Here is a 20,530-nt window from a genome sequence, read left to right as displayed (position 1 = left end):
GGTCGTTGGGCTTTAATTCTTGCACAACGGTTGCTGAATATCGGAAATTGCTTTGTTTAAATCGTAGTGCGATCATGCCGCCACAATCAAGATCAGGAGGAGACATCCATGTACGAACTCGGTCATTTCATCGATGGCAAGCGCGTTGCCGGCACCAGCGGCCGCACGAGCAACATCTTCAACCCGGCAACGGGCGAAGTGCAGGGCACCGTGGCGCTCGCAAGCGACGCGGAACTTTCGGCAGCCGTCGAAAGCGCCAAGGCAGCACAGCCGAAGTGGGCGGCCACCAATCCGCAGCGCCGCGCCCGCGTTTTCATGAAGTTCGTCGAACTTCTGAACGCCAACATGAACGAGCTCGCCGAGATCCTGTCGCGCGAGCACGGCAAGACGATCGAAGACGCCAAGGGTGACCTTATCCGCGGTCTCGAAGTCTGCGAATTCGTCATCGGTATTCCGCATCTGCAGAAGAGCGAGTTCACCGAAGGCGCCGGCCCCGGCATCGACATGTACTCGATCCGCCAGGCCGTCGGCATCGGCGCCGGCATCACCCCGTTCAACTTCCCGGCCATGATCCCGATGTGGATGTTTGCCCCGGCCATCGCCTGCGGCAACGCCTTCATCCTGAAGCCGTCCGAGCGTGATCCGTCCGTTCCGATTCGCCTTGCCGAACTGATGATCGAAGCCGGCCTGCCGGCGGGCATTCTCAACGTCGTCAACGGCGACAAGGGTGCGGTTGACGCGATCCTGACGCATCCGGATATCGCAGCCGTCTCCTTCGTCGGCTCGACCCCGATTGCCCGCTACGTCTATGGCACGGCTGCCATGAACGGCAAGCGCGCCCAGTGCTTCGGGGGTGCCAAGAACCACATGATCATCATGCCGGACGCCGATCTCGACCAGGCCGCCAACGCCCTGATGGGCGCCGGCTACGGTTCGGCCGGCGAGCGCTGCATGGCGATCTCGGTTGCCGTTCCGGTCGGTGAGGAAACCGCCAACCGCCTGATCAGCAAGCTGACGCCGATGGTCGAAAGCCTGCGCATCGGCCCGTACACCGACGAGAAGGCCGACATGGGCCCGGTTGTCACCAAGGAAGCCGAACAGCGTATCCGCAGCCTGATCGACAGCGGTGTCGAGCAGGGCGCAAAGCTCGTGGTCGACGGGCGCGACTTCAAGCTTCAGGGCTATGAGCAAGGCCACTTCATCGGCGGCTGCCTGTTCGACAACGTCACCCCGGACATGGACATCTACAAGACCGAAATCTTCGGGCCGGTTCTCTCGGTCGTCCGCGCCAAGACCTACGAGGAAGCCCTCGATCTGCCGATGAAGCACGAATACGGCAACGGCGTCGCGATCTACACCCGCGACGGTGACGCTGCCCGCGATTTCGCCTCGCGCATCAACATCGGCATGGTCGGCGTCAACGTTCCGATCCCGGTTCCGCTCGCCTACCACTCGTTCGGCGGCTGGAAGTCCTCGTCCTTCGGCGACCTCAACCAGCACGGCCCGGACTCGATCAAGTTCTGGACCCGCACCAAGACCATCACCGAGCGTTGGCCCTCGGGCATCAAGGACGGTGCCGAGTTCGTCATGCCGACGATGAAGTAACAACGGGATAAAGATCCTCCCGCCTCGGGGCCTCCTTCGGGAGGCCCTTTTTTGTTGCATTCGGCGACGCGACACAACTAATTTGCGAACCGTGGGCAAGGGCCGTGAATGGACCGCAGCTCCAACGGCAGCCTGGCGGGCGGGGGCGCAGCAGGCGAATTGTGTTTGATCCTGTGCTGTTGGAGCGCTTTTGCGGCGTGTCCGATGCACAACGGATGGACGGAGGGGGCCCATCATGGTTGTGGCTGAAGCGACGTCGTTTCAAGCAGCGCCGACACGCGACGTGTCGATCGATTTTCACCGTTTCTCGTTCATGGGGAGCGGCAAGGAATATTTCGGCATCTGGATCGTCAACGTGTTTTTGACGATCGTCACGCTTGGCATTTATTCCGCCTGGGCAAAGGTCCGGCGAAATCGATACTTTTACGGAAACACCGTTCTGCTCGGCCGTGCCTTCGAGTATCACGCGAGAGGTGGCCAAATTCTTGTCGGGCGTCTCATCGTTCTTGGCGGCCTAGTGATTTTGAACGTCATCGCGACCACCGTCCCAATCCTGGCGCTGCTGCCGACCATCGCGGTGATCGTTGCGGTGCCATGGCTTGTCGTCAGGGGGCTGCGCTTTAACGCGCGCGTGACCAGCTACCGCAATGTCCGCTTCGACTTTGTTGGTAGCGTAGGTGGCGCATTCAAGGCGTTTATCCTCGGCGGCCTGCTCACGCTCATTTCGCTCGGGCTGCTGGCTCCGATCGCCAGCCGATGGATTGGCCGTTATGTTGGGTCGAACTTGCGTCTTGGCGGCAAGTCCTTTCATACCGATCCGCCGCTCCTTCCGCTCTATCGGGGGATGTGCATCGGTGCCGCATTCGGCGTGATCGTCGGCATCGTAATGGCAGCAATCATTATCGGCACGGTTCGAGTGACAGCCCTCTACGAAGCCGTATCCCCCGATTACGTGACAGTGCACTGGGTGTTGGCTGGTGCAATGTACGCGGTCGTGCTGAGCGTCTATGGCGTCGCGACACTGTTTTATCGTGCCGCCGTGCGCAACGCGGTCTGGAGCGCGTCGAGATTTGATGAAAAACATAGATTCCGCAGCAATCTGTCACGGGGACGCTACACCTGGATCGCCATTTCGAACCTCGTTGTTACGGTTCTGAGCCTCGGTTTCCTGCGGCCCTGGGCGGCCGTGCGAATGGCGCACTACACGTGGGAGCATACGGGCGTTCTGATTGCTGGATCGGTCGGCACTCTGGTCAGCGACATCGAAGAGCAAGGCTCGGCCGTCGGCGCTGAGTTCATCGAGTTCGAAGGGTTCGATTTTGGTTTCTGAACGTCCACGAATTGCTTCAGGCGAATGGCATCCGCCGGGCTCAAGCCGGTCGGTGCCAGCAAAGCTCGTCGAGATCGGTGATGAGATTGCCGTGCAGGATGAGGCCAGCGGCACACTCGTGGCTGCGGCTTTTGCGCAGATCGAGGTTTCCGCACGTGTCGGGGCGATCCCGCGCCGGCTCGATTTTCCTGGCGGTTCGCTTTTCGAAACACTTGATAACGAAGCGATCGATCGGCTGCTGACCGCCAGGGGCAAGGTCGGCCATGGCTTCATTCATCACCTCGAACGCTTTCGTCCTCAGTTGATTGCCGTCGTCGCTGCCACGATACTTTCCGGCTGGGCCGTCTACCGTTATGCGGTGCCGGCGCTCGTCGAGATCGCGGTGCTGGTGACGCCGCCAGTCGTGCCGAAGATCATGTCAGCGAGTACGATCGAGGCGATGGACCGAACTGTATTCGACAAGACCAAGCTAAGCGCCGAGCGCCAGGAGAGAATCCGCGAAGGGTTCAATGCGATAGCCGCCCTCTCCATCCGGGGCCAAGCCGGATACACGCTCAACTTTCGCACAGGCGGGATTGTCGGGCCGAACGCCTTTGCGCTCCCGGACGGCACGCTGGTCGTCACCGACGAACTCATCGAGCTTGCCGGCGACGATACGGAAGTGATTGTCGGCGTGCTGGCGCATGAGATCGGCCACGTCGAACTGGAACACAGTTTGCGCCAGATCTATCGCGCTGCCGGAGTTGCCGGCCTCATCATGATGATCGGCGGCGATATCGGGTCTGGAACCGAAGATCTGCTGGTGCAGGGCGCCGGCCTTCTTTCGCTTTCCTATTCGCGCGGGGCGGAAAGTGCGGCCGACAGGCATTCGGTGGAGCTGATGCAGAAGGCGGGCAGGGATCCGGTGGCAATTGCCCGCTTTTTCGATCTGATCGAGGAAAAGCTCGACGATCATGGCGAAACCAGCATCCTGTCGACGCATCCAGGGACGCCGGAGCGGCGCCAGGCGATCCTCGACTATGCGGCGGAGTTGCGCGCCAAGGCGCAATGAGCCTGCAGGACCTGTCGTCTCGCTATTCCCGAAACGAAAACAGCGGGCCGATGGCCCGCTGTTTCTGTCTTGCGACTTGTCTGTGATCAGTCCTGCGGACCGTCGTTGTAGCCGACCTTGTCGACCAGCTCGGAAGCGTTCTTGCGGTTCGAAGCGATGTCGGCGAGCGGCAGTTCGTCCGGCTTGATCGTGCCGAAGGACTTGACGACGTCAGACGGCTCGGCGCCCGGCAGCACCGGATATTCGAACACCTGCTCGGCGTAGATCTTCTGGGCTTCGCCTTCCGACAGGAATTCCATCAGCTTCAGCGCATTGTCCTTGTTCGGGGAGTTCTTGGCGAGCGCCATGCCCGAAATGTTGACGTGCGTGCCGCGGTCCTTGGCATTCGGGAAGAGCACCTTGATGGCCGCTGCCCAATCCTTCTGTTCCGGCTCCTTCTCGTTGGTCATCATCAGGCCGACATAGTAGGTGTTGCCGAGTGCCAGGTCGCATTCGCCGGCGAGAATCGCCTTGGCCTGGTCGCGGTCGCCGCCGTCAGGCTTCTTGGCGAGGTTGTTCTTCAGGCCCGTCAGCCACTTCTCGGTCTCGGCTTCGCCATGGTGGGCGATCATCGAGGCGAACAGGCCGATGTTGTAGGAATGCTGGCCGTCGCGGGTGCAGATCTTGCCCTTCCACTTGGGGTCGGCAAGCTCTTCATAGGTGATGTCGTCCTGCGCAACGCGCTCCTTGGAAGCATAGACGACGCGGCCGCGGGTGGTGAGGCCGAACCAGTTGCCCTCAGGATCGCGGAAATGCGCCGGGATGTCCTTGTTGATCGTCTCGTTGACAACAGGCTGGGTGACGCCCGCATCCTTCGCCTCGGTCAGGCGGCTGATGTCGACGGTCAGGATCACGTCGGCCGGCGAGTTGGCGCCTTCGGCCTGGATGCGCTCGACGAGACCCTTGTCGAGGAAGAGCACATTGGTGGTGATGCCGGTTTCCTTGGTGAAGGCGTCGAGCAGCGGCTTGATCAGGTCGGGCTGCCGGTAGGAGTAGATATTGACTTCACCATCGGCCCAGGCGGCGCTCGTTGCCAGCAGGGTTGCCGTCAGGGACAGAACGCCCATCGCTGCTCTTGAAACGGACATCGCTTCCTCCATTTTCTCGTTTGAGCTAAGTTAACAAAATTCCTCATCTTTCTGACCGGGGCGCCGCAATCAGTCAATCAGGAAACCGTAAACGCTCAACAAGAAGTGACTTTTCTGGCTTTTTGGAATTGTTCCAAACTACGATCCGTCCTATATGATGAGTTCGTGAACCTCTCGATGCCGGAGTGAATGATGCGTCTGACGAAGCAAACGAACTACGCGGTTCGCATGTTGATGTACTGCGCCGCCAACGGGGAAAAGCTCAGCCGCATTCCCGAAATCGCCAGGGCCTATGGCGTTTCCGAGTTGTTTCTCTTCAAGATCTTGCAGCCGCTGACCAAGGCCGGCCTCGTTGAAACCGTGCGTGGCCGCAACGGCGGCGTACGCCTGCCGAAGCCTGCCTCGGCGATCACGCTGTTCGACGTCGTCAAGGTGACGGAAGACAGTTTCGCGATGGCGGAATGCTTCGAAGCGGGTGAGATCGAATGCCCGCTCGTCGACAGCTGCGGCCTGAACTCGGCGCTGCGCAAGGCGCTGAACGCCTTCTTCGAAGTGCTGCAGGGCTACACGATCGACGACCTCGTCAAGGCCCGCCCGCAGATCAACTTCCTGCTTGGCCTGGAAGAAACCAAGCGTCCGCAGACCTCGGCTGCCTGATATCTCCGAACACCGCCGCGCACATCGCGCGGCATGGCCTGGCGGCTGACGTGCCGCCGGGTGTTATTCCTGCGGTAGATATTCCCGCAATATGAAGTCGATCGCAGTCGGGTCGATTTCAGCCTTGTCGATGCGGAAATCGGCGCCGTAATCCTCCAGATTCTGAAAATAGGCATCGGCGAGCGACGCTGAGATCACGCCGATCGGGCCGATATAGCCCTGGTGCCGGAGGGCTGGGACCGTCTCGCGGAAATCGAGCTGCGGCCGCAGGCGGTTGTCGAGCAGGATCATCGACACCGGTTTGCCCGAGCGCAGGAATTCAAGCGCATCGTCCATCGTCTGGCAGTAGTGCAGCTCGATGTCGATGCTGCTCACCTTGCGGATGAGCGCGCGCAGGATCAGGTTTTCTGCCGGGTCGTCGTCAACGAGCAGGATGTGTGCTTTTCGCGTCATGACCGAATACCCTTGCTGATGGCGGGCGTCCCGTTCGTTGGGCGTGGCGGTGCGAAACGCGGCCACGCATCGGCTGTTACTGGATGATCTGCTCTCGGATTGCCTTCGCCACCATCTGGGTGCGATTGACGACGTCGAGTTTCTTCAGGATCGTTGCGGTGTGTGAGTTCACCGTGTGCTCAGACACCGAAACGATGAGCGCGATCTCGCTTGCCGTCTTGCCGTGCGAGATCCATTTGAGGATTTCGGTTTCGCGCGGCGTCAGTCCCATCCCGGCCTTGTTGGCAAGCGCGATGCGATAGAAATAGTCGAAGGCGGCGATCGCGTCGTAGGCGAGCGCGACATGCTCGGCCCGGCCGATATCCTCCCCGTCTCCGAGAAAGAGCACGGCGTAGCGCGCGCCGGTCGAGGCTGCGTGCACCGGCACGCTGACGAGCAGTTCGAAGCCGAGCTGCACCAGCAGGTTCTGCCCGGCGTCGCAGCCGGCGTCGTCCGCCCGCCAGACCGACGAGATCGCCGAGCGGTGCAATGTCTTGTAGAACACGGAGTCGCCGAAGCGATGGCGCTTGTCGTATTCTTCCGCGAGCCCGGAGGGCAGGTCGTGCAGCACCAGGCGGGTGGACAGCATGCAGGCGTCGTTCTCGTTGCCGAGCTGCAGGATGCCGAAATGGCTGAAGCCGAAGCGCAATGCCATCGTATGAAAAATGCGGAAGAAATCGACGCGGTTCAGCGCCTTCTCTAGCTCGTCGCGAAGGTCGTATCGCCTGTGATTTTCCAGCAAAGCCGCCACGGACTGGCTATCCCCTTATGGTCGCGCGGCAGTTTATCCCGCGCGCCGCAGCGATCAATCGGCAATGTGCGTTGCCGGTATTGCGGGCAGGCTGCGTCATGCCCGTCCCTCGGCAAGCCTGCCGAACGACTGAAAGCAGTAAAAGGCAGCTGCCGGTCCCTCCCAAGGACGTCTGGGCACGTCGAATGTCTCCCCCGAGTTTTGTATACATTTTATTGCACAATCCCGTTCGGGATTTCTACCATAGTATCTTGGGATTGACGGAAAGCTGTCGAAACCGAATCGCATGTCCGTGCGGCCAATGATCACGGCTTTCTCCATCGCGCATTCGCCGAGGAAAGCAGGCGGCTGCCGCGGGCCGGCATCGCGCCACTGACGGGCGGGCAGGGCGGGCCGCAGGCCCTGCGAAAGCGGCCAAAACGCCATGGAGTTTCGGTGCTGCAGCGCACTGTTTTGTCAGTCGATTCTAAAACAGTGGACGAATATCCCGGCTCTACCTGCGGACGAATTTTTCGCATAGACAAATTTCTGCGGCGACTTATTGCAATGCGACGCCAAATGTCGTTCCATCCGGCCTTGACCGGGGGGCAACGGCATTCCGCGTCAGGAAAACACGAGAACAAAAACAAATCTGGGAAGCAAAGCTCATGAAAAAGCTCACTACTCTGTTTGCAGCGACGGCGCTTGCCACGCTGATGGCCGGCTCCGCCTGGTCGAAGACGTTCGTTTATTGCTCGGAAGGTTCGCCAGAGGGTTTTGACCCGGGCCTGTACACCGCCGGCACGACCTTCGACGCGGCTGCGCACACGGTTTACAACCGCCTGCTCGAGTTCAAGAAGGGCACGACCGAAGTTGAGCCGGGTCTCGCCGAAAGCTGGACGATCTCCGACGACGGTCTGGTCTACACCTTCAAGCTGCGTCCGGGCGTCAAGTTCCAGACCACCGAGTTCTTTACGCCGTCGCGTGACTTCACTGCCGACGACGTGGTGTTCTCCTATGAGCGCCAGCTGAAGGCCGACAACCCGTGGAACAAGTACATTGCTGGCGCTTCGTGGGAATACGCAGCCGGCATGGGCTTCCCGGAAGTCATCAAGTCGGTTGAAAAGGTCGACGACCTGACCGTCAAGTTCACCCTGACGCGCAAGGAAGCTCCGTTCCTCGCCAACATCGCGATGCCGTTTGCTTCGATCCTGTCGAAGGAATACGCCGACAAGCTGCAGGCTGACGGCAAGATGGAGCAGATGAACCAGATGCCGCTCGGCACCGGTCCGTTCGCTTTCGTTGCTTACCAGCAGGATGCCGTCATCCGTTACAAGGCAAACCCGGACTACTGGGGTGGCAAGCAGAAGATCGACGACCTCGTCTTCGCGATCACCTCTGACGCTTCGGTTCGCTTCCAGAAGCTCCAGGCTGGCGAATGCCACCTGATGCCGTTCCCGAACGCTGCCGACGTTTCGAAGATGAAGGCAGACCCGAACCTGAAGGTCATGGAACAGGCCGGTCTGAACGTCTCTTACCTCGCCTACAACACGACCCAGGCTCCGTTTGACAAGCCGGAAGTCCGCAAGGCGCTGAACAAGGCGATCAACAAGCAGGCGATCGTCGATGCCGTCTTCCAGGGCGCTGCCCAGCCGGCCGTCAACCCGATCCCGCCGACGATGTGGTCGTACAACGACAAGATCGAAGACGACACCTACGAGCCGGAAGTCGCCAAGAAGATGCTTGAAGACGCAGGCGTCAAGGACCTGTCGATGAAGCTCTGGGCAATGCCGGTTTCGCGTCCGTACATGCTGAACGCCCGTCGCGCAGCTGAATTGATGCAGTCGGACTTCGCCAAAATCGGCGTCAAGGTCGAGATCGTCTCCTACGAGTGGGCCGAATACCTCGACAAGTCCAAGGCGAAGGATCGTGACGGTGCCGTCATCCTCGGCTGGACCGGCGACAACGGCGACCCGGACAACTTCCTCGACACGCTTCTCGGCTGCAACGCTGTCGGCGGCAACAACCGTGCACAGTGGTGCAACCAGGAATTCGACGCTCTCGTGAAGAAGGCGAAGGAAACCTCGGATCCGGCAGAGCGCACCAAGCTCTACGAAGAGGCGCAGGTCGTCTTTAAACGCGAAGCGCCGTGGGCCACGATCGACCACTCGCTCTCGGTCGTGCCGATGCGCAAGAACGTCGAGGGCTTCGTTCAGAGCCCGCTTGGTGATTTTGCCTTCGACGGCGTGGACATCACCGAGTAATTTAGTTAACTGATCCTTAAGGGGGCGTTTGCCAAGGGCAAGCGCCCCTCTTTGCATCCACTATAGCGACCCCGAGTTCCTGCTGGAGCGCAAAAGGTCGCTGTGGCATTTCGACTTGCTGTATGCTTGGCCGTTAAGTGGGAAAGCATGCGGTGGTGCCAGCGGCGGGATACAATGCCGCGGCAACATGGCGCGGGGTTTAACATGTTCCGATTTCTCTTGGGGCGATTGGCTGTCCTGATACCGACCTTCGTCGGCGTCTCCATCATCGCCTTCTCCTTCATCCGCCTGCTTCCGGGCGATCCGGTTGCGCTGCTTTCGGGCGAGCGCGTCATGTCGCCGGAGCGACATGCGGAAATCTCACACGCACTCGGCTTCGACCGGCCGATCGTGGTGCAATATCTCGATTATCTCTGGGGCGTGCTCCAGGGTGATTTCGGCACCTCGATCGTCACCAAGAAGCCGGTCATCGACCAGTTCTTCGAACTGTTCCCGGCAACCGTCGAGCTTTCGCTCTGCGCGATCTTGTTTGCGGTCATTCTCGGCATTCCGGCCGGCGTGATTGCTGCGATCAAGCGCGGCTCGGCCGTCGACCAGGCGATGATGGGCACTGCGCTAGTCGGCTTTTCGATGCCGATCTTCTGGTGGGGCCTGCTGCTCATCATGCTCGTTTCCGGCATGTTGCAGTGGACGCCGGTCTCCGGCCGCATCTCGCTGATGTACTTCTTCCCGCCGGTCACCGGCTTCATGCTGATCGACTCGCTCCTGTCCGGCCAGGCCGGCGCCTTCAAGTCGGCCGTCAGCCATCTGATCCTGCCGACGATCGTGCTCGGAACCATTCCGCTTGCGGTCATCGCGCGCCAGACGCGCTCGGCGATGCTTGAAGTTCTCTCCGAAGACTACGTGCGCACGGCACGTGCCAAGGGCCTTTCGACCTTCCGGGTCGTCGGCGTCCATGCGCTGCGCAATGCGATGATCCCGGTGGTCACCACCATCGGCCTGCAGGTGGGCGTCATGCTCGCCGGCGCGATCCTGACCGAAACGATCTTCTCCTGGCCGGGCATCGGCAAGTGGATGGTGGATTCGGTGTCGCGTCGCGACTACGCCGTCATCCAGGGCGGCCTGCTCGTCATCGCTGCGGTGATCATGCTGGTCAACCTGATCGTCGACCTGCTCTACGGTCTCATCAATCCGCGCATCCGGCACTAAGGAGGGCGTCATGTCTCAAGCTGCTGCAACAAGCACCGTTTCGACCGACCCGTCCCGCCGGGCGCGTCTGGCCGAATTCTGGTATTACTTCTCCGAGAACCGCGGCGCCGTGATCGGTCTCGTGTTCTTTGTGTTCCTCGTTCTGCTCGCGATCTTCGCACCGTGGGTCGCGCCGCATGATCCGGTGGCACAGTACCGCGATGCGGTGCTGGTTCCGCCGGTCTGGCAGGAAGGCGGCCGCGCCGGATTCCTGCTCGGCACCGATGCCGTCGGCCGCGACATGCTGTCCCGCCTGATCTACGGCACGCGCTTCTCGCTGTTCGTCGGTGTCATCGTCACGACCCTGTCGCTCGTCGGCGGCATCGCACTTGGCGTCATCGCCGGCTACTTCCGTGGCTGGGTCGATACCGTCATCATGCGCGTGATGGACATCATCCTCGCCTTCCCGTCGCTGCTGCTAGCCCTCGTGCTGGTCGCCGTCCTCGGCCCGGGCCTCGTCAACGCCATGATCGCCATCGCGCTCGTCTTCCAGCCGCACTTCGTGCGCCTGACGCGTGCTGCCGTCATGAGCGAAAAGACCCGTGACTATGTCGTCGCCGCCAAGGTGGCCGGCGCCGGTCATGGCCGTCTGATGTTCAAGACGATCCTGCCGAACTGCATGGCGCCGCTGATTGTCCAGGCGACGCTCTCCTTCTCGAGCGCGATCCTTGACGCAGCCGCCCTCGGCTTCCTCGGCATGGGCGCACAGCCTCCGACACCGGAATGGGGCACGATGCTCGCCGAAGCCCGCGAGTTCATCAGCAGCCACTGGTGGGTGGTGACCCTTCCGGGTATCGCGATCCTGATCACCGTGCTTGCGATCAACCTGATGGGTGACGGCCTGCGCGATGCGCTCGATCCCAAGCTGAAGAGGTCCTGATCATGGCGCTTCTCGAAATCGAAAACCTGGTCGTCGAATTTCAGACGGCCTCCGGTCCCTTCCGCGCCGTCAACGGCGTATCGATGAAGGTCCATGAAGGCGAAGTGCTTGCGATCGTCGGCGAAAGCGGCTCGGGTAAATCCGTATCGATGCTGGCCGCCATGGGGCTTCTGCCCTGGACGGCGAAGGTGACGGCCGACAAGCTCACTTTCAACGGTCGCGACCTCTTGGGCATGTCGGCCAGCGAAAAGCGCAAGATCGTCGGCAAGGACATTGCCATGATCTTCCAGGAGCCGATCGCCAGCCTCAACCCGTGCTTCACCGTCGGCTTCCAGATCGAGGAAGTGCTGCGCATCCATATGGGCCTCGACAAGGCCGGTCGCCGCAAGCGCGCGATCGAACTGTTCGAGGCGGTCGGCATTCCGGATCCGGCCGAACGGCTCGGCCACTATCCGCACCAGATGTCGGGCGGCCAGTGCCAGCGCGTGATGATCGCGATCGCGATCGCCTGCAACCCGAAGCTCCTGATCGCCGACGAGCCGACCACCGCGCTCGACGTCACGATCCAGAAGCAGATCCTCGACCTCCTGATGAGGCTGCAGGCTGAGCACAAGATGGGCCTGATCATGATCACGCATAACATGGGCGTGGTCGCCGAGACTGCCGACCGGGTGGTCGTGCAGTACAAGGGCCGCAAGATGGAAGAGGCCGACGTGCTGACGCTCTTCGAAAACCCGAAAAGCAACTACACGCGCGCACTTCTGGCGGCTCTGCCTGACAACGCGACCGGCGATCGTCTGCCGACGATTTCCGAACTCTTCGTCGACGAAGGAGCGGCCCAATGAGCGTGATCCTCGAAGCGCGCAATCTGGTGCGCGACTACCATATCCCCGGCGGCCTCATCAAAAAGGCAAAGACGGTTCATGCGCTGAAAGGCGTGAGCTTTTCCGTCGAAGAGGGCAAGACGCTGGCGATCGTCGGCGAAAGCGGCTGCGGCAAGTCTACGCTCGGCCGCATCCTCACGCTGATCGATCCGGCAACCTCGGGCGACCTCCTGATCGAGGGCAAGAAGATCGATATCTCCAAGGGCGACATGACGCCGGAGATGCGCCGCAAGGTGCAGATCGTCTTCCAGAACCCCTATGGCTCGCTCAACCCGCGCCAGAAGATCGGCGACATCCTGATGGAACCGCTGGTCATCAACACCGACACGCCGGCCGACGAACGTCGCGACCGGGCGATGACGATGCTGAAGAAGGTCGGCCTCACCGAGCTGCACTTCAACCGCTATCCGCACATGTTTTCGGGCGGCCAGCGCCAGCGTATCGCCATTGCGCGTGCGTTGATGCTGAACCCGAAGCTGCTGGTCCTCGACGAGCCGGTCTCGGCGCTCGACCTGTCGGTTCAGGCACAGGTCTTGAACCTGCTTGCCGACCTTCAGGACGAGCTGAAGCTCACCTACGTCTTCATCAGCCACGACCTGTCGGTCGTGCGCTACATCGCTGACGACGTCATGGTGATGTATTTCGGCGAGGCCGTCGAATACGGCAGCCGCGACGAGGTGTTTGCCGATCCGAAGCACAGCTACACCAAGACGCTGTTTGCAGCGACGCCACGTGCGGATGTCGAGAGCATCAAGGCGCGCCTTGCCAAGAAGAAGCAGGCGGCCTGACCCGCCGCTGCTGATTTTTGCTGAAGAAACAAGAGAAGCCGGGCAGCCATTGCCCGGCTTCTTTGACTCGGGGGCTTGATGGTGTAGAGGTGTCGCGCCGCCTTCACTTCTCGCCTCTTGGCGGCGGGCAGCCGCTTTTTGGCCGGACCGATCGTTCGGCCCAACCTCAGGAACACGTTCATGGAAATCAAGCGTTTCGAAACCGGCCCCCGTATGAGCCAGGCCGTGGTCTACAACAACACCGTCTACCTCGCCGGCCAGGTCGGCAACGCCGGTGACGATGTCGTGACGCAGACCAAGCAGGCGCTTGCCGAAGTCGACCGTCTTCTGGCGCTCGCCGGCACCGACAAGACCCGCATCCTTTCGGCCACCATCTGGCTCGCCGACATGGCAGACTTCCCGAAGATGAACTCGGTCTGGGACGCCTGGGCACCGCAGGGCAATACCCCGGCTCGCGCCACCGGCGAAGCCAAGCTCGCGACCCCGGAATACCTCGTCGAAGTCATCGTCGTCGCCGCTGCCGCTTAAGGCCGGCGCTACGGGATTTCCCGTCGTCTCATTCCTGCGCCGCCGGACTGCCGTCCGGCGGCGTTTTTCGTTCCCATTCCAGCTCCCGTGCGCGGAACCAAACGGCGCGCCGGCACGTTAAGTGTCCGATCCGAAGAAGCAGGCCAAAACCGGCCGCCACCATTGGGAGGACTGTCAATGCTTTACTGGCTGCCCCGTGTCTGTGTCCTTCTCTTGGCGGGCGTCATGATCGGTTTCGGGCTCGTTCCCTACACCGCCGCAGGTGTCGCCCATACCTTGCTCGTCATCATCCTGGGGCTCGGCCTGTTGTCGCTGACCCTGCATGTCTTCCCGCCGGAACACCATTGACCGTGCAAGATCAATCACGCGATGTGCCGCAAGCAGGGCCTGAGCAAAAGGCAGGGCGGCCTGATCTGTTGACCGGAAACGCGAACGACCCGCGCGCCGCCCTGGCCGAGGGACGGCGCGGCATGATCGCGAACACGCTGCGGCGGGCGGGTGCCGCCCAGCAGCGCAAGCGCGCGCGGCGGATCGTCGAGGAGGAGGCTGCAGTCGCGACGGCGGCGCCATCGACCGCTCCGCGGCGGGACGGCATCGATCTGATGGTCGCCTGGAGCATCATCGGCCTTTTCGCCATTGCCGCATGTGCGGGCATCTACGCCATGGAAACGATCCTGCTGCCAATCACGCTGGCGATCGTCGTCGGCGTGGTGCTCGGCCGGACCGCCGACGGTCTGGCGCGCTACGGTCTGCCGCCCATCTTCGGGGGGTTGCTGTTGGCGGGCATCTTCGTCACCGGCCTCTCGTGGCTCGTCAATGCGCTTCTCGGCCCGTTGACGGCGCTCGCCTCCGAGGCGCCGAAGCTTGCCGAAAGCGTGGTGGCGCGGGTGATGCCGTTCATCGATCGGTTCGAGTGGCTGCGGCTGGCTGTCGCGCGCAGCATCGGCAACGACGCGATTGCCGACACCGTCATGAAGAATGCCGGACCGATGCTTGCCGCCACTGCAGCCGGGCTGACGCCCGCCTTGGTGCAGACCCTGATTTTCCTCGCGGCACTCGGCCTGTTCTTGCTCGGGCGGCTGCAACTGCGGAAGGCCGTCATCCTTGCCTTTGCCAGCCGTGAGCGGCGGCTCAGCGCCATTCGCATCATGAACGGCATCGAGGACGCGTTGGCGCGTTACTTCTCGATCGCCAGCGTGATCTATCTCTCGCTCGGCCTGGTGACGACGGTGATCGCGTTTGTCGGCGGCCTGGGCATGGCTCCGCTGTGGGGCCTGTTCGCTTTCGTCTCCAGCTTCATTCCTTATCTCGGCGTGACGGCGATGACACTGAGCCTGCTGGTGGCGGGGTTGATGACGCACGAGGTGCTGTGGCTGGCATTGGCGCCGGCCGCGGTCTTCTTCGTCGTTCACCTCGCGATGGAAAACCTTGCCATTCCGGCGATCCTCGGCAACGAACTCGAGGTGAACCCGTTCCTGATCTTCCTGGCGATCGTGTTCTGGACCTGGATGTGGGGGGCGGTTGGCGCCATGCTGGCACTGCCGCTCTCTCTCATCGTTCTCGCCATTGTCGAGGAAATCAGCGACCAGCCACCGGAACGGCAGCTTCCTGGATAAGCGACATGTTGCCCGGCCTAGCGCCGGGCAGAGCGTGCGTGTTCGTCGAAGAACAGCGCCTGGCTGATCAGTGCCTTCACCATGTCCGGATTGAACGGTTTGGTCACGAGGAAGGCCGGCTCCGGCCGCTTGCCAGTCAGCAGCCGTTCCGGGAAGGCGGTGATGAAGATCACCGGCACCGCGGCCTGTGTGAGGATCTCGTTGACGGCGTCGATGCCCGAGCTGCCATCGGCAAGCTGGATGTCGGCCAGGACCATCTTCGGAGAGGTCTTGCGGTAGAGATCGAGCGCCTCGCCGTGGGTGCGGGCGATCCCGGTCACGCGGTGGCCGAGGCTGGTCACCATATCCTCGATATCGAGCGCGATCAGCGGCTCGTCCTCGATGATCAGGACGTCCGTTGCGACCTGGCGCGAGATGTCCTCCGAGGCGAGGGTCAGCAGCTTCGAAAATTCGGCTTGGCTCAGGCTCATGACCTCGGCCGCATCGGCGATGGAAAAGCCCTCGACCGACACGAGCAGAAACGCCTGGCGCGGCACAGGCGCGATCAGCGACAGATTGGCGGCGGCCTGCTTCTCCCATGCGAATGGCGAGGTGTTTTCGCTGCGGTCGATCGAGATCTTTTCGAACTGTGAGCAGAACAGCTTGTAGAGGCTGATCCGATCGTTCGAGGCTTCCGGAAACAGGCTGATGTCCTCGATCAGGGCTTCGAGAACAGCGGCCACATACCCGTCGCCTGCGGCCTGCGAGCCTGTAACGGCCCGCGCGTAACGGCGCAGAAAGGGCAGGTGGGGCGCAATCCGGGTCGAAAGTGACATCAACGACTTCCTTACGTGCAATGCGATTCGTTTGATTTCTGAGGATAGGGGGTATGTGGCGGAATAGATGGATGTTTTGAACACGTTTTTCGGCTTAGAGCAAATGGGGGACGTGTTCGAACGGTGTGCCGGCGATTTCGCGCAGGCAGCAAAACCGTGAAGGACGAAGCGGTGGTGAAGCGCAGCATGGACGATGAAACCGGAAAGCATGAAGGCGTGAGCCAGCGGCGCGGCGGCACGGCCGAAACGCGTGATATCGGCGGCTCGATCGGCGCCAGCTTGAAGGCGTTCTATCGGTCGCTCGAGCAGGAGCCCGTTCCGGAACTATTTCTCAATCTTCTTGAAAAACTGGATGAAGCGGAAGCTGCGGCCAAAGGCCCGTCGAAGGGTGGGGTTCCGCTCTGAGGGGGGAAGAAACGGGCAGCTGCCCGTTTCTTCGTGAGATGCGCCGATCAGCAGGCGGCTTCGTAGCGGCGGCCGTAGCGGTCGCGATAGATGCAGCGGCCCGGCTCGTTGGCATTGCCGATCAGCGCACCGGCGACACCGCCGATGGCAGCGCCCACGGCCGCACCCCTGACGTTGCCCGTCGCGGCGCCGCCGACGATCGCGCCGCCGGTTGCACCGATCGCCGCGCCCTTTTCTGTCTGCGTGCATGCCGCGAGGGGCAGGATCAGGCTTGCTACGATAAGTATCTTCTTCATGACGCGTTCCTATCCGAGGGTTGCTTTGTTGAACTGAGAATCAATTTTCGGTGAAATCAATTTGCCCGCGACTGGTGACGAACAGAATGACGACAATGAGGCATAGCCCGTACCGCTACCGCGCCGTCCTGATCGACCTTTGATGTAACCGTTCGGCGCTCGCAATGGGTGAGCTCCTTGCGGTGTGTCCTTGCCTCGCCAGTATCTCCTCCGTCGCTCGGCCGCGGTCGCAGCGCTTGTTATCGTTGCGAAAACGAGAGCGCGGCGTTTTTGTTCCATTATTGGTGTGGCCGATGGTGGGTGGCAGTCGCCGTTGCGCGCCCTCGCGCCCGGTTGAACGCTGCGAACGGATGCAGGTTCTCGACCGTCTCCCAACCGCCGATGGGGGCTTTTGACGGGCGTCCAAACGCGCAGCTCACGCCAAAGTTCCGGGAAATATTTCGCGCCCCTTTGCGGAACCGCAGATCGTGCATTGCCGTTTGCTGTTGGAGTTTGACGGAAGGGAGCATGCGAATGGAACATATTGCCGCCATCATGGTCCTGGTCGGCTGCATGCAGACGACAGAGGCCTGCCGCGAAGTGCCGGCGCCCACCGTGGCTTTCGAAACCGTGGACGAATGCCGCGAACTGCTTTCGCCCGCGATCGAGGCGACAGGAACGACCTTCAAGCACGCCTATGGCGCTTGCGCGGAAGTCGATCCGGCGCTGTTCGTGGAAGACGCGACCATCGAATGGCAGGTGAAGGCGCCTGGCCGGCTTCAGGTCGAGGTCAAGGTCGATGACGGCAGCTACGCCGTAGCCGCGCGCCACGACGTCGGCGCCAGGACTCGCAACTGATTTCACCGGCCGCCCAAGCGCAATTGCCCAAGCGCAATTTGCGCTTGCGCGGCCGCATCAACCGAAAGGACAGAAAATGAACTGGGATATTGTTGAAGGAAAATGGCACGAGCTGAAGGGCAAGGTTCAGACGCAGTGGGGCAAGCTCACCAATGACGACCTCGATGTCATCGATGGCCGTAGGGAAGAACTCGCCGGGCGGATCCAGGCGCGGTACGGCGTCGCGCGTGACGAGGCGGAGCGCCAGATCGACGACTGGATGTCCCGCCGTTAGATGGTTCGAGTAACGCAATTACTCTTCTTTGCTGGAAGAATAACTGTAAAAGCAAAAGCCGCGCGACATCTGTCGCGCGGCTTTGTTTGTGGTGCGCATCGCGCTTATTTCTTCTTTGCCTTGGCCTCTCGCTTGCGGAGTTCTTCCAGCAGAGACTGAATCTTGGCGCTCTTTTCGTCGCCGTCGGTGTATAGGTCGCGCATCGTCTTTCCGATGTGAAGATTTCTATCGGAGAGATGCGTCCGCTCCCGTCCGGCTTCGATCGCCGTTTTCCAGATATGTGCTGTCGGCATCTTCATTTCGACCCTGCGTGTTCCATGGATGAAGAACGTCAGAGTATTGCGAAGGTTCCGGGCATTTCCGGTGCAAACCGTGCCGATTTGGGACTCTTTCGTCTTTCATCGTAAACAGAATATTAATGTCGAGTGAAGCCGCGGAATTCTGCGCGGTGATTTTGATCGATAACTGGAACAAATTGAAAGCTATGGCGTTTGCTTTGCAGTGATTTCGGCAAGGAGAATTGCTATGTTATACTATGCGCTTGTCTTCCTCGTTGTGGCAATCATAGCGGGTGTACTTGGGTTTGGGGGTATTGCCGGCACGTCCGCGGGCATCGCGCAGATCCTTTTCTTCCTATTCCTGGTCTTCCTGGTGATTTCGCTCGTAGCTGGCCTCGTGCGTCGCGGCTGACGGGAGCCCGAATTTGAGCGGATACGAACGGACGAAAATGGGCGGCGTTACTGCCGCCCATGGTGCGTTTGGGGCTCGATCGTCTTGCTTGCCCTTGCCTGCCTGCTTGGCTATTGATGCCGAAACCGTCGCAATAGCCTTGAGGAACCGAACACCATGAAATCGCTGGAACTGCTCGTCGAGCGGATCATCCTCTCCAGCCGCTGGCTCCTCGTCATCTTCTATCTTGGCCTGGTAGCGGCGCTCGCCCTTTACGGCATCTCGTTCGCCTTCAAGCTGTTCAAGATCGCCAGCATGGTCTTCGTCTATGACGATGCGGAGATGATCCTGGCCATGCTCGCCCTGATCGATGCCGCGCTGGTCGCCAGCCTGATCGTGATGGTGATGATTTCAGGGTACGAGAACTTCGTCAGCCGCTTCGACGAAGGCGACGCGGAGGTCTCCTTCCTCGGCAAGCTCGATTCCGGTAGTCTGAAGATCAAGGTCGCGTCGTCGATCGTGGCCATTTCCTCGATCCACCTGCTGCAGATCTTCTTGAACGCGCAGCAATATTCGAGCGAACAGCTGATGTGGGCGACGATCATACATCTTGCCTTCGTCGTATCGGCCGTGTTGCTCGGCTATCTCGAGCAGATCATGACTGCGCTGAAGAAGAAGTGATATTGGTGCCGCGGCCCGGCGCAAGGCCGCGGCTTGTCTTGATCGAGCAACGGGGCAGCCTTTAGATGAAGACTGACGTAGTGGTTCTGGGCGCCGGCATCGTCGGCATTTCCACCGCCATCCATCTCGCCCGCCGCGGCAAGTCGGTGGTGTTGCTCGACCGTCGCGGCGCCGGTGAGGAAACCTCCTACGGCAATGCCGGCCTGATCCAGCGCGAGGGCGTCTTTCCCTATGGTTTCCCGCATGATTTCGGCGCGCTCTTTCGCTACGCGCTCAACAACACCATCGACGCCCATTACCATTTCCGCGCCCTGCCGGGCCTGGTGCCGTTCCTGGCGCGCTACTGGTGGCACTCCGGTTTCACCCAGCACCGGCGCATCGCCCAGCTCTATGCGCCGCTGATCGAGCATTCGATCAGCGAACACCAGGATCTGATCGAGGCGTCCGGCGCCGGCGACCTCATCCGCAAGGATGGCTGGATGAAGGTGTTCCGCACCGAGAAGGAACGCGACGCCGCGTACAAGGAAGCGGAAAAACTCTCGGCCGGCTTCGGCGTCAACCACCAGAAACTTTCGACCAGCGAGTTGAAGACGCTGGAACCGTCGATCAAGGCGGATCTCGTCGGTGGCCTGCGCTGGAGCGATCCCTGGTCGATCCGCGATCCGCACAGCCTCAACAAGGCGTATCTCGCCTACTTCCAGTCCCTGGGCGGACGGCTGATTTCCGGCGATGCGGCGACGACAGAACACGTGCTCGAAGGTCCCGGTTGGCGCGTCGCCACTCCGGAAGGGCCGCTGGAGACGCGCGAAGTCGTCGTGGCGCTCGGCCCCTGGGCCGATACGGTGACCCGCAAGCTCGGTTACCATTTCCCGCTTGCCGTGAAGCGCGGTTACCACATGCACTATGGCACGCAGGAGGGCGCGCAGCTCAACAACTGGGTGCTCGATGCCGAGAAGGGCTATTTCCTGGCGCCGATGCTGCGCGGCATCCGTTTGACGACCGGCGCGGAATTTGCCTGGCGCGACGCGCCGAAGACGCCGGTGCAGCTGACGCGAGCCGAGCGGGTGGCGCGCGAGTTCTTCCCGCTGGCCGAACGCCGTGACGAAGAACCGTGGATGGGCGCGCGTCCCTGCACGCCGGACATGATGCCGCTGATCGGCAAGGCGCCGCGTCACGAGGGCCTGTGGTTTGCCTTCGGTCACGCCCATCACGGCATGACGCTCGGGCCGGTCACCGGCCGGGCGCTGGCGGAAGCCATGACCGGTGAAAAGACGGTCATCGACATCGCGCCCTACCGGCCGGAGCGCTTCCTGGCCTGACGGGTCCGAAGCCACAGCATCACGCAGTGGGAAA

24 protein-coding genes are annotated in these 20,530 nt (G+C 61.4%); 18 read left to right on the top strand and 6 right to left on the bottom strand.

Annotated features, from left to right (window positions below):
• The first annotated feature begins 108 nt into the window (after positions 1-108).
• The 3 genes from OKW20_RS03530 to OKW20_RS03520 all read left to right on the top strand — a co-directional run bounded on the left by OKW20_RS03530 (position 109) and on the right by OKW20_RS03520 (position 3,986).
• Positions 109-1,605 (top strand): CoA-acylating methylmalonate-semialdehyde dehydrogenase, encoded by a 1,497-nt coding sequence (locus OKW20_RS03530; RefSeq protein ID WP_429170218.1) that lies wholly within the window; start codon positions 109-111, stop codon positions 1,603-1,605.
• Positions 1,606-1,840: 235 nt separating this feature from the next.
• Positions 1,841-2,935: a YjgN family protein gene (locus OKW20_RS03525; protein WP_429170215.1), complete on the top strand. Its 1,095-nt coding sequence runs from the start codon at positions 1,841-1,843 to the stop codon at positions 2,933-2,935.
• A complete protein-coding gene (locus tag OKW20_RS03520; RefSeq protein WP_429170213.1) occupies positions 2,925-3,986 on the top strand; it encodes a M48 family metallopeptidase in 1,062 nt (353 codons plus the stop codon). The genes OKW20_RS03525 and OKW20_RS03520 overlap by 11 nt, the downstream gene beginning before the upstream one ends.
• Before the next feature lie 86 nt (positions 3,987-4,072).
• On the opposite strand, the gene OKW20_RS03515 is transcribed toward OKW20_RS03520, so the two are convergent.
• Positions 4,073-5,092 (bottom strand): Fe(3+) ABC transporter substrate-binding protein, encoded by a 1,020-nt coding sequence (locus OKW20_RS03515; protein WP_429171139.1) that lies wholly within the window; start codon positions 5,090-5,092, stop codon positions 4,073-4,075.
• A 213-nt stretch (positions 5,093-5,305) separates the two neighbouring features.
• Between OKW20_RS03515 and rirA the strand changes: the two genes are divergently transcribed.
• Positions 5,306-5,770 carry an iron-responsive transcriptional regulator RirA gene (rirA, locus tag OKW20_RS03510; RefSeq protein ID WP_034801384.1) on the top strand — a complete coding sequence of 155 codons (465 nt, stop codon included), beginning with the start codon at positions 5,306-5,308 and terminating at the stop codon, positions 5,768-5,770.
• Between the two features lie 63 nt (positions 5,771-5,833).
• Here rirA and OKW20_RS03505 read toward each other — a convergent pair whose 3' ends face one another.
• On the bottom strand, positions 5,834-6,223 hold the full coding sequence (locus tag OKW20_RS03505) for a response regulator (RefSeq protein WP_043618400.1): 390 nt from the start codon (positions 6,221-6,223) through the stop codon (positions 5,834-5,836).
• Between the two features lie 76 nt (positions 6,224-6,299).
• The gene (locus tag OKW20_RS03500) at positions 6,300-7,013 is read right to left on the bottom strand and encodes a helix-turn-helix transcriptional regulator (RefSeq protein ID WP_429170210.1); all 714 of its coding nucleotides are present in this window, start codon (positions 7,011-7,013) and stop codon (positions 6,300-6,302) included.
• A gap of 647 nt (positions 7,014-7,660) precedes the next feature.
• On the opposite strand from OKW20_RS03500, the gene OKW20_RS03495 reads away from it, so the two are divergent.
• The 8 genes from OKW20_RS03495 (at position 7,661) to OKW20_RS03460 (ending at position 15,200) form a co-directional block, all read left to right on the top strand.
• Positions 7,661-9,256, top strand: coding sequence for an ABC transporter substrate-binding protein (locus OKW20_RS03495; RefSeq protein WP_034800843.1), 1,596 nt, complete (start codon positions 7,661-7,663; stop codon positions 9,254-9,256).
• 204 nt (positions 9,257-9,460) lie between these two features.
• Complete coding sequence (locus tag OKW20_RS03490) at positions 9,461-10,465, top strand: ABC transporter permease subunit (protein ID WP_034800844.1); 1,005 nt, start codon at positions 9,461-9,463, stop codon at positions 10,463-10,465.
• 10 nt (positions 10,466-10,475) lie between these two features.
• On the top strand, positions 10,476-11,384 hold the full coding sequence (locus OKW20_RS03485; RefSeq protein ID WP_429170208.1) for an ABC transporter permease subunit: 909 nt from the start codon (positions 10,476-10,478) through the stop codon (positions 11,382-11,384).
• A 2-nt stretch (positions 11,385-11,386) separates the two neighbouring features.
• Positions 11,387-12,229, top strand: a complete 843-nt coding sequence (locus OKW20_RS03480; RefSeq protein WP_429170206.1) for an ABC transporter ATP-binding protein — start codon at positions 11,387-11,389, stop codon at positions 12,227-12,229.
• A complete protein-coding gene (locus tag OKW20_RS03475) occupies positions 12,226-13,056 on the top strand; it encodes an ABC transporter ATP-binding protein (RefSeq protein WP_043618254.1) in 831 nt (276 codons plus the stop codon). Before OKW20_RS03480 ends, OKW20_RS03475 begins: the two co-directional genes overlap by 4 nt.
• 180 nt (positions 13,057-13,236) lie before the next feature.
• Positions 13,237-13,584 (top strand): RidA family protein, encoded by a 348-nt coding sequence (locus OKW20_RS03470; protein WP_025426006.1) that lies wholly within the window; start codon positions 13,237-13,239, stop codon positions 13,582-13,584.
• Between the two features lie 177 nt (positions 13,585-13,761).
• The gene (locus OKW20_RS03465) at positions 13,762-13,932 is read left to right on the top strand and encodes a hypothetical protein (protein WP_090425577.1); all 171 of its coding nucleotides are present in this window, start codon (positions 13,762-13,764) and stop codon (positions 13,930-13,932) included.
• A gap of 137 nt (positions 13,933-14,069) precedes the next feature.
• Positions 14,070-15,200: an AI-2E family transporter gene (locus OKW20_RS03460; protein ID WP_402323738.1), complete on the top strand. Its 1,131-nt coding sequence runs from the start codon at positions 14,070-14,072 to the stop codon at positions 15,198-15,200.
• Positions 15,201-15,217: 17 nt separating this feature from the next.
• Here the strand turns inward: OKW20_RS03460 and OKW20_RS03455 are convergent, their stop codons facing one another.
• Positions 15,218-16,015, bottom strand: a complete 798-nt coding sequence (locus OKW20_RS03455) for a response regulator (protein WP_043618257.1) — start codon at positions 16,013-16,015, stop codon at positions 15,218-15,220.
• A gap of 156 nt (positions 16,016-16,171) precedes the next feature.
• On the opposite strand from OKW20_RS03455, the gene OKW20_RS03450 reads away from it, so the two are divergent.
• A complete protein-coding gene (locus OKW20_RS03450) occupies positions 16,172-16,420 on the top strand; it encodes a NepR family anti-sigma factor (protein ID WP_429112490.1) in 249 nt (82 codons plus the stop codon).
• Positions 16,421-16,467: 47 nt separating this feature from the next.
• Here OKW20_RS03450 and OKW20_RS03445 read toward each other — a convergent pair whose 3' ends face one another.
• Complete coding sequence (locus OKW20_RS03445; protein WP_034800856.1) at positions 16,468-16,716, bottom strand: glycine zipper domain-containing protein; 249 nt, start codon at positions 16,714-16,716, stop codon at positions 16,468-16,470.
• 513 nt (positions 16,717-17,229) lie between these two features.
• Here OKW20_RS03445 and OKW20_RS03440 point away from each other — a divergent pair.
• Together OKW20_RS03440 and OKW20_RS03435 are read left to right on the top strand one after the other, a co-directional pair.
• The gene (locus OKW20_RS03440; protein WP_429170204.1) at positions 17,230-17,553 is read left to right on the top strand and encodes a hypothetical protein; all 324 of its coding nucleotides are present in this window, start codon (positions 17,230-17,232) and stop codon (positions 17,551-17,553) included.
• 76 nt (positions 17,554-17,629) lie between these two features.
• Positions 17,630-17,827 (top strand): CsbD family protein, encoded by a 198-nt coding sequence (locus OKW20_RS03435; RefSeq protein WP_043618266.1) that lies wholly within the window; start codon positions 17,630-17,632, stop codon positions 17,825-17,827.
• A 104-nt stretch (positions 17,828-17,931) separates the two neighbouring features.
• On the opposite strand, the gene OKW20_RS03430 is transcribed toward OKW20_RS03435, so the two are convergent.
• Positions 17,932-18,126, bottom strand: a complete 195-nt coding sequence (locus tag OKW20_RS03430; RefSeq protein ID WP_429170202.1) for a hypothetical protein — start codon at positions 18,124-18,126, stop codon at positions 17,932-17,934.
• A 226-nt stretch (positions 18,127-18,352) separates the two neighbouring features.
• On the opposite strand from OKW20_RS03430, the gene OKW20_RS03425 reads away from it, so the two are divergent.
• The 3 genes from OKW20_RS03425 to OKW20_RS03415 all read left to right on the top strand — a co-directional run bounded on the left by OKW20_RS03425 (position 18,353) and on the right by OKW20_RS03415 (position 20,496).
• Positions 18,353-18,517: a DUF1328 domain-containing protein gene (locus OKW20_RS03425; protein WP_034800864.1), complete on the top strand. Its 165-nt coding sequence runs from the start codon at positions 18,353-18,355 to the stop codon at positions 18,515-18,517.
• Between the two features lie 156 nt (positions 18,518-18,673).
• Complete coding sequence (locus OKW20_RS03420) at positions 18,674-19,177, top strand: TIGR00645 family protein (RefSeq protein ID WP_082006056.1); 504 nt, start codon at positions 18,674-18,676, stop codon at positions 19,175-19,177.
• Positions 19,178-19,242: 65 nt separating this feature from the next.
• Complete coding sequence (locus OKW20_RS03415; RefSeq protein ID WP_043618271.1) at positions 19,243-20,496, top strand: NAD(P)/FAD-dependent oxidoreductase; 1,254 nt, start codon at positions 19,243-19,245, stop codon at positions 20,494-20,496.
• Positions 20,497-20,530 lie beyond the last annotated feature (34 nt).

It is taken from the genome of Ensifer sp. LBL, assembly GCF_050435225.1.
Lineage (GTDB): Bacteria > Pseudomonadota > Alphaproteobacteria > Rhizobiales > Rhizobiaceae > Ensifer.
Note: the sequence above shows the minus strand (reverse complement) of the source record. Positions and strands in the feature narration are given on the sequence as shown.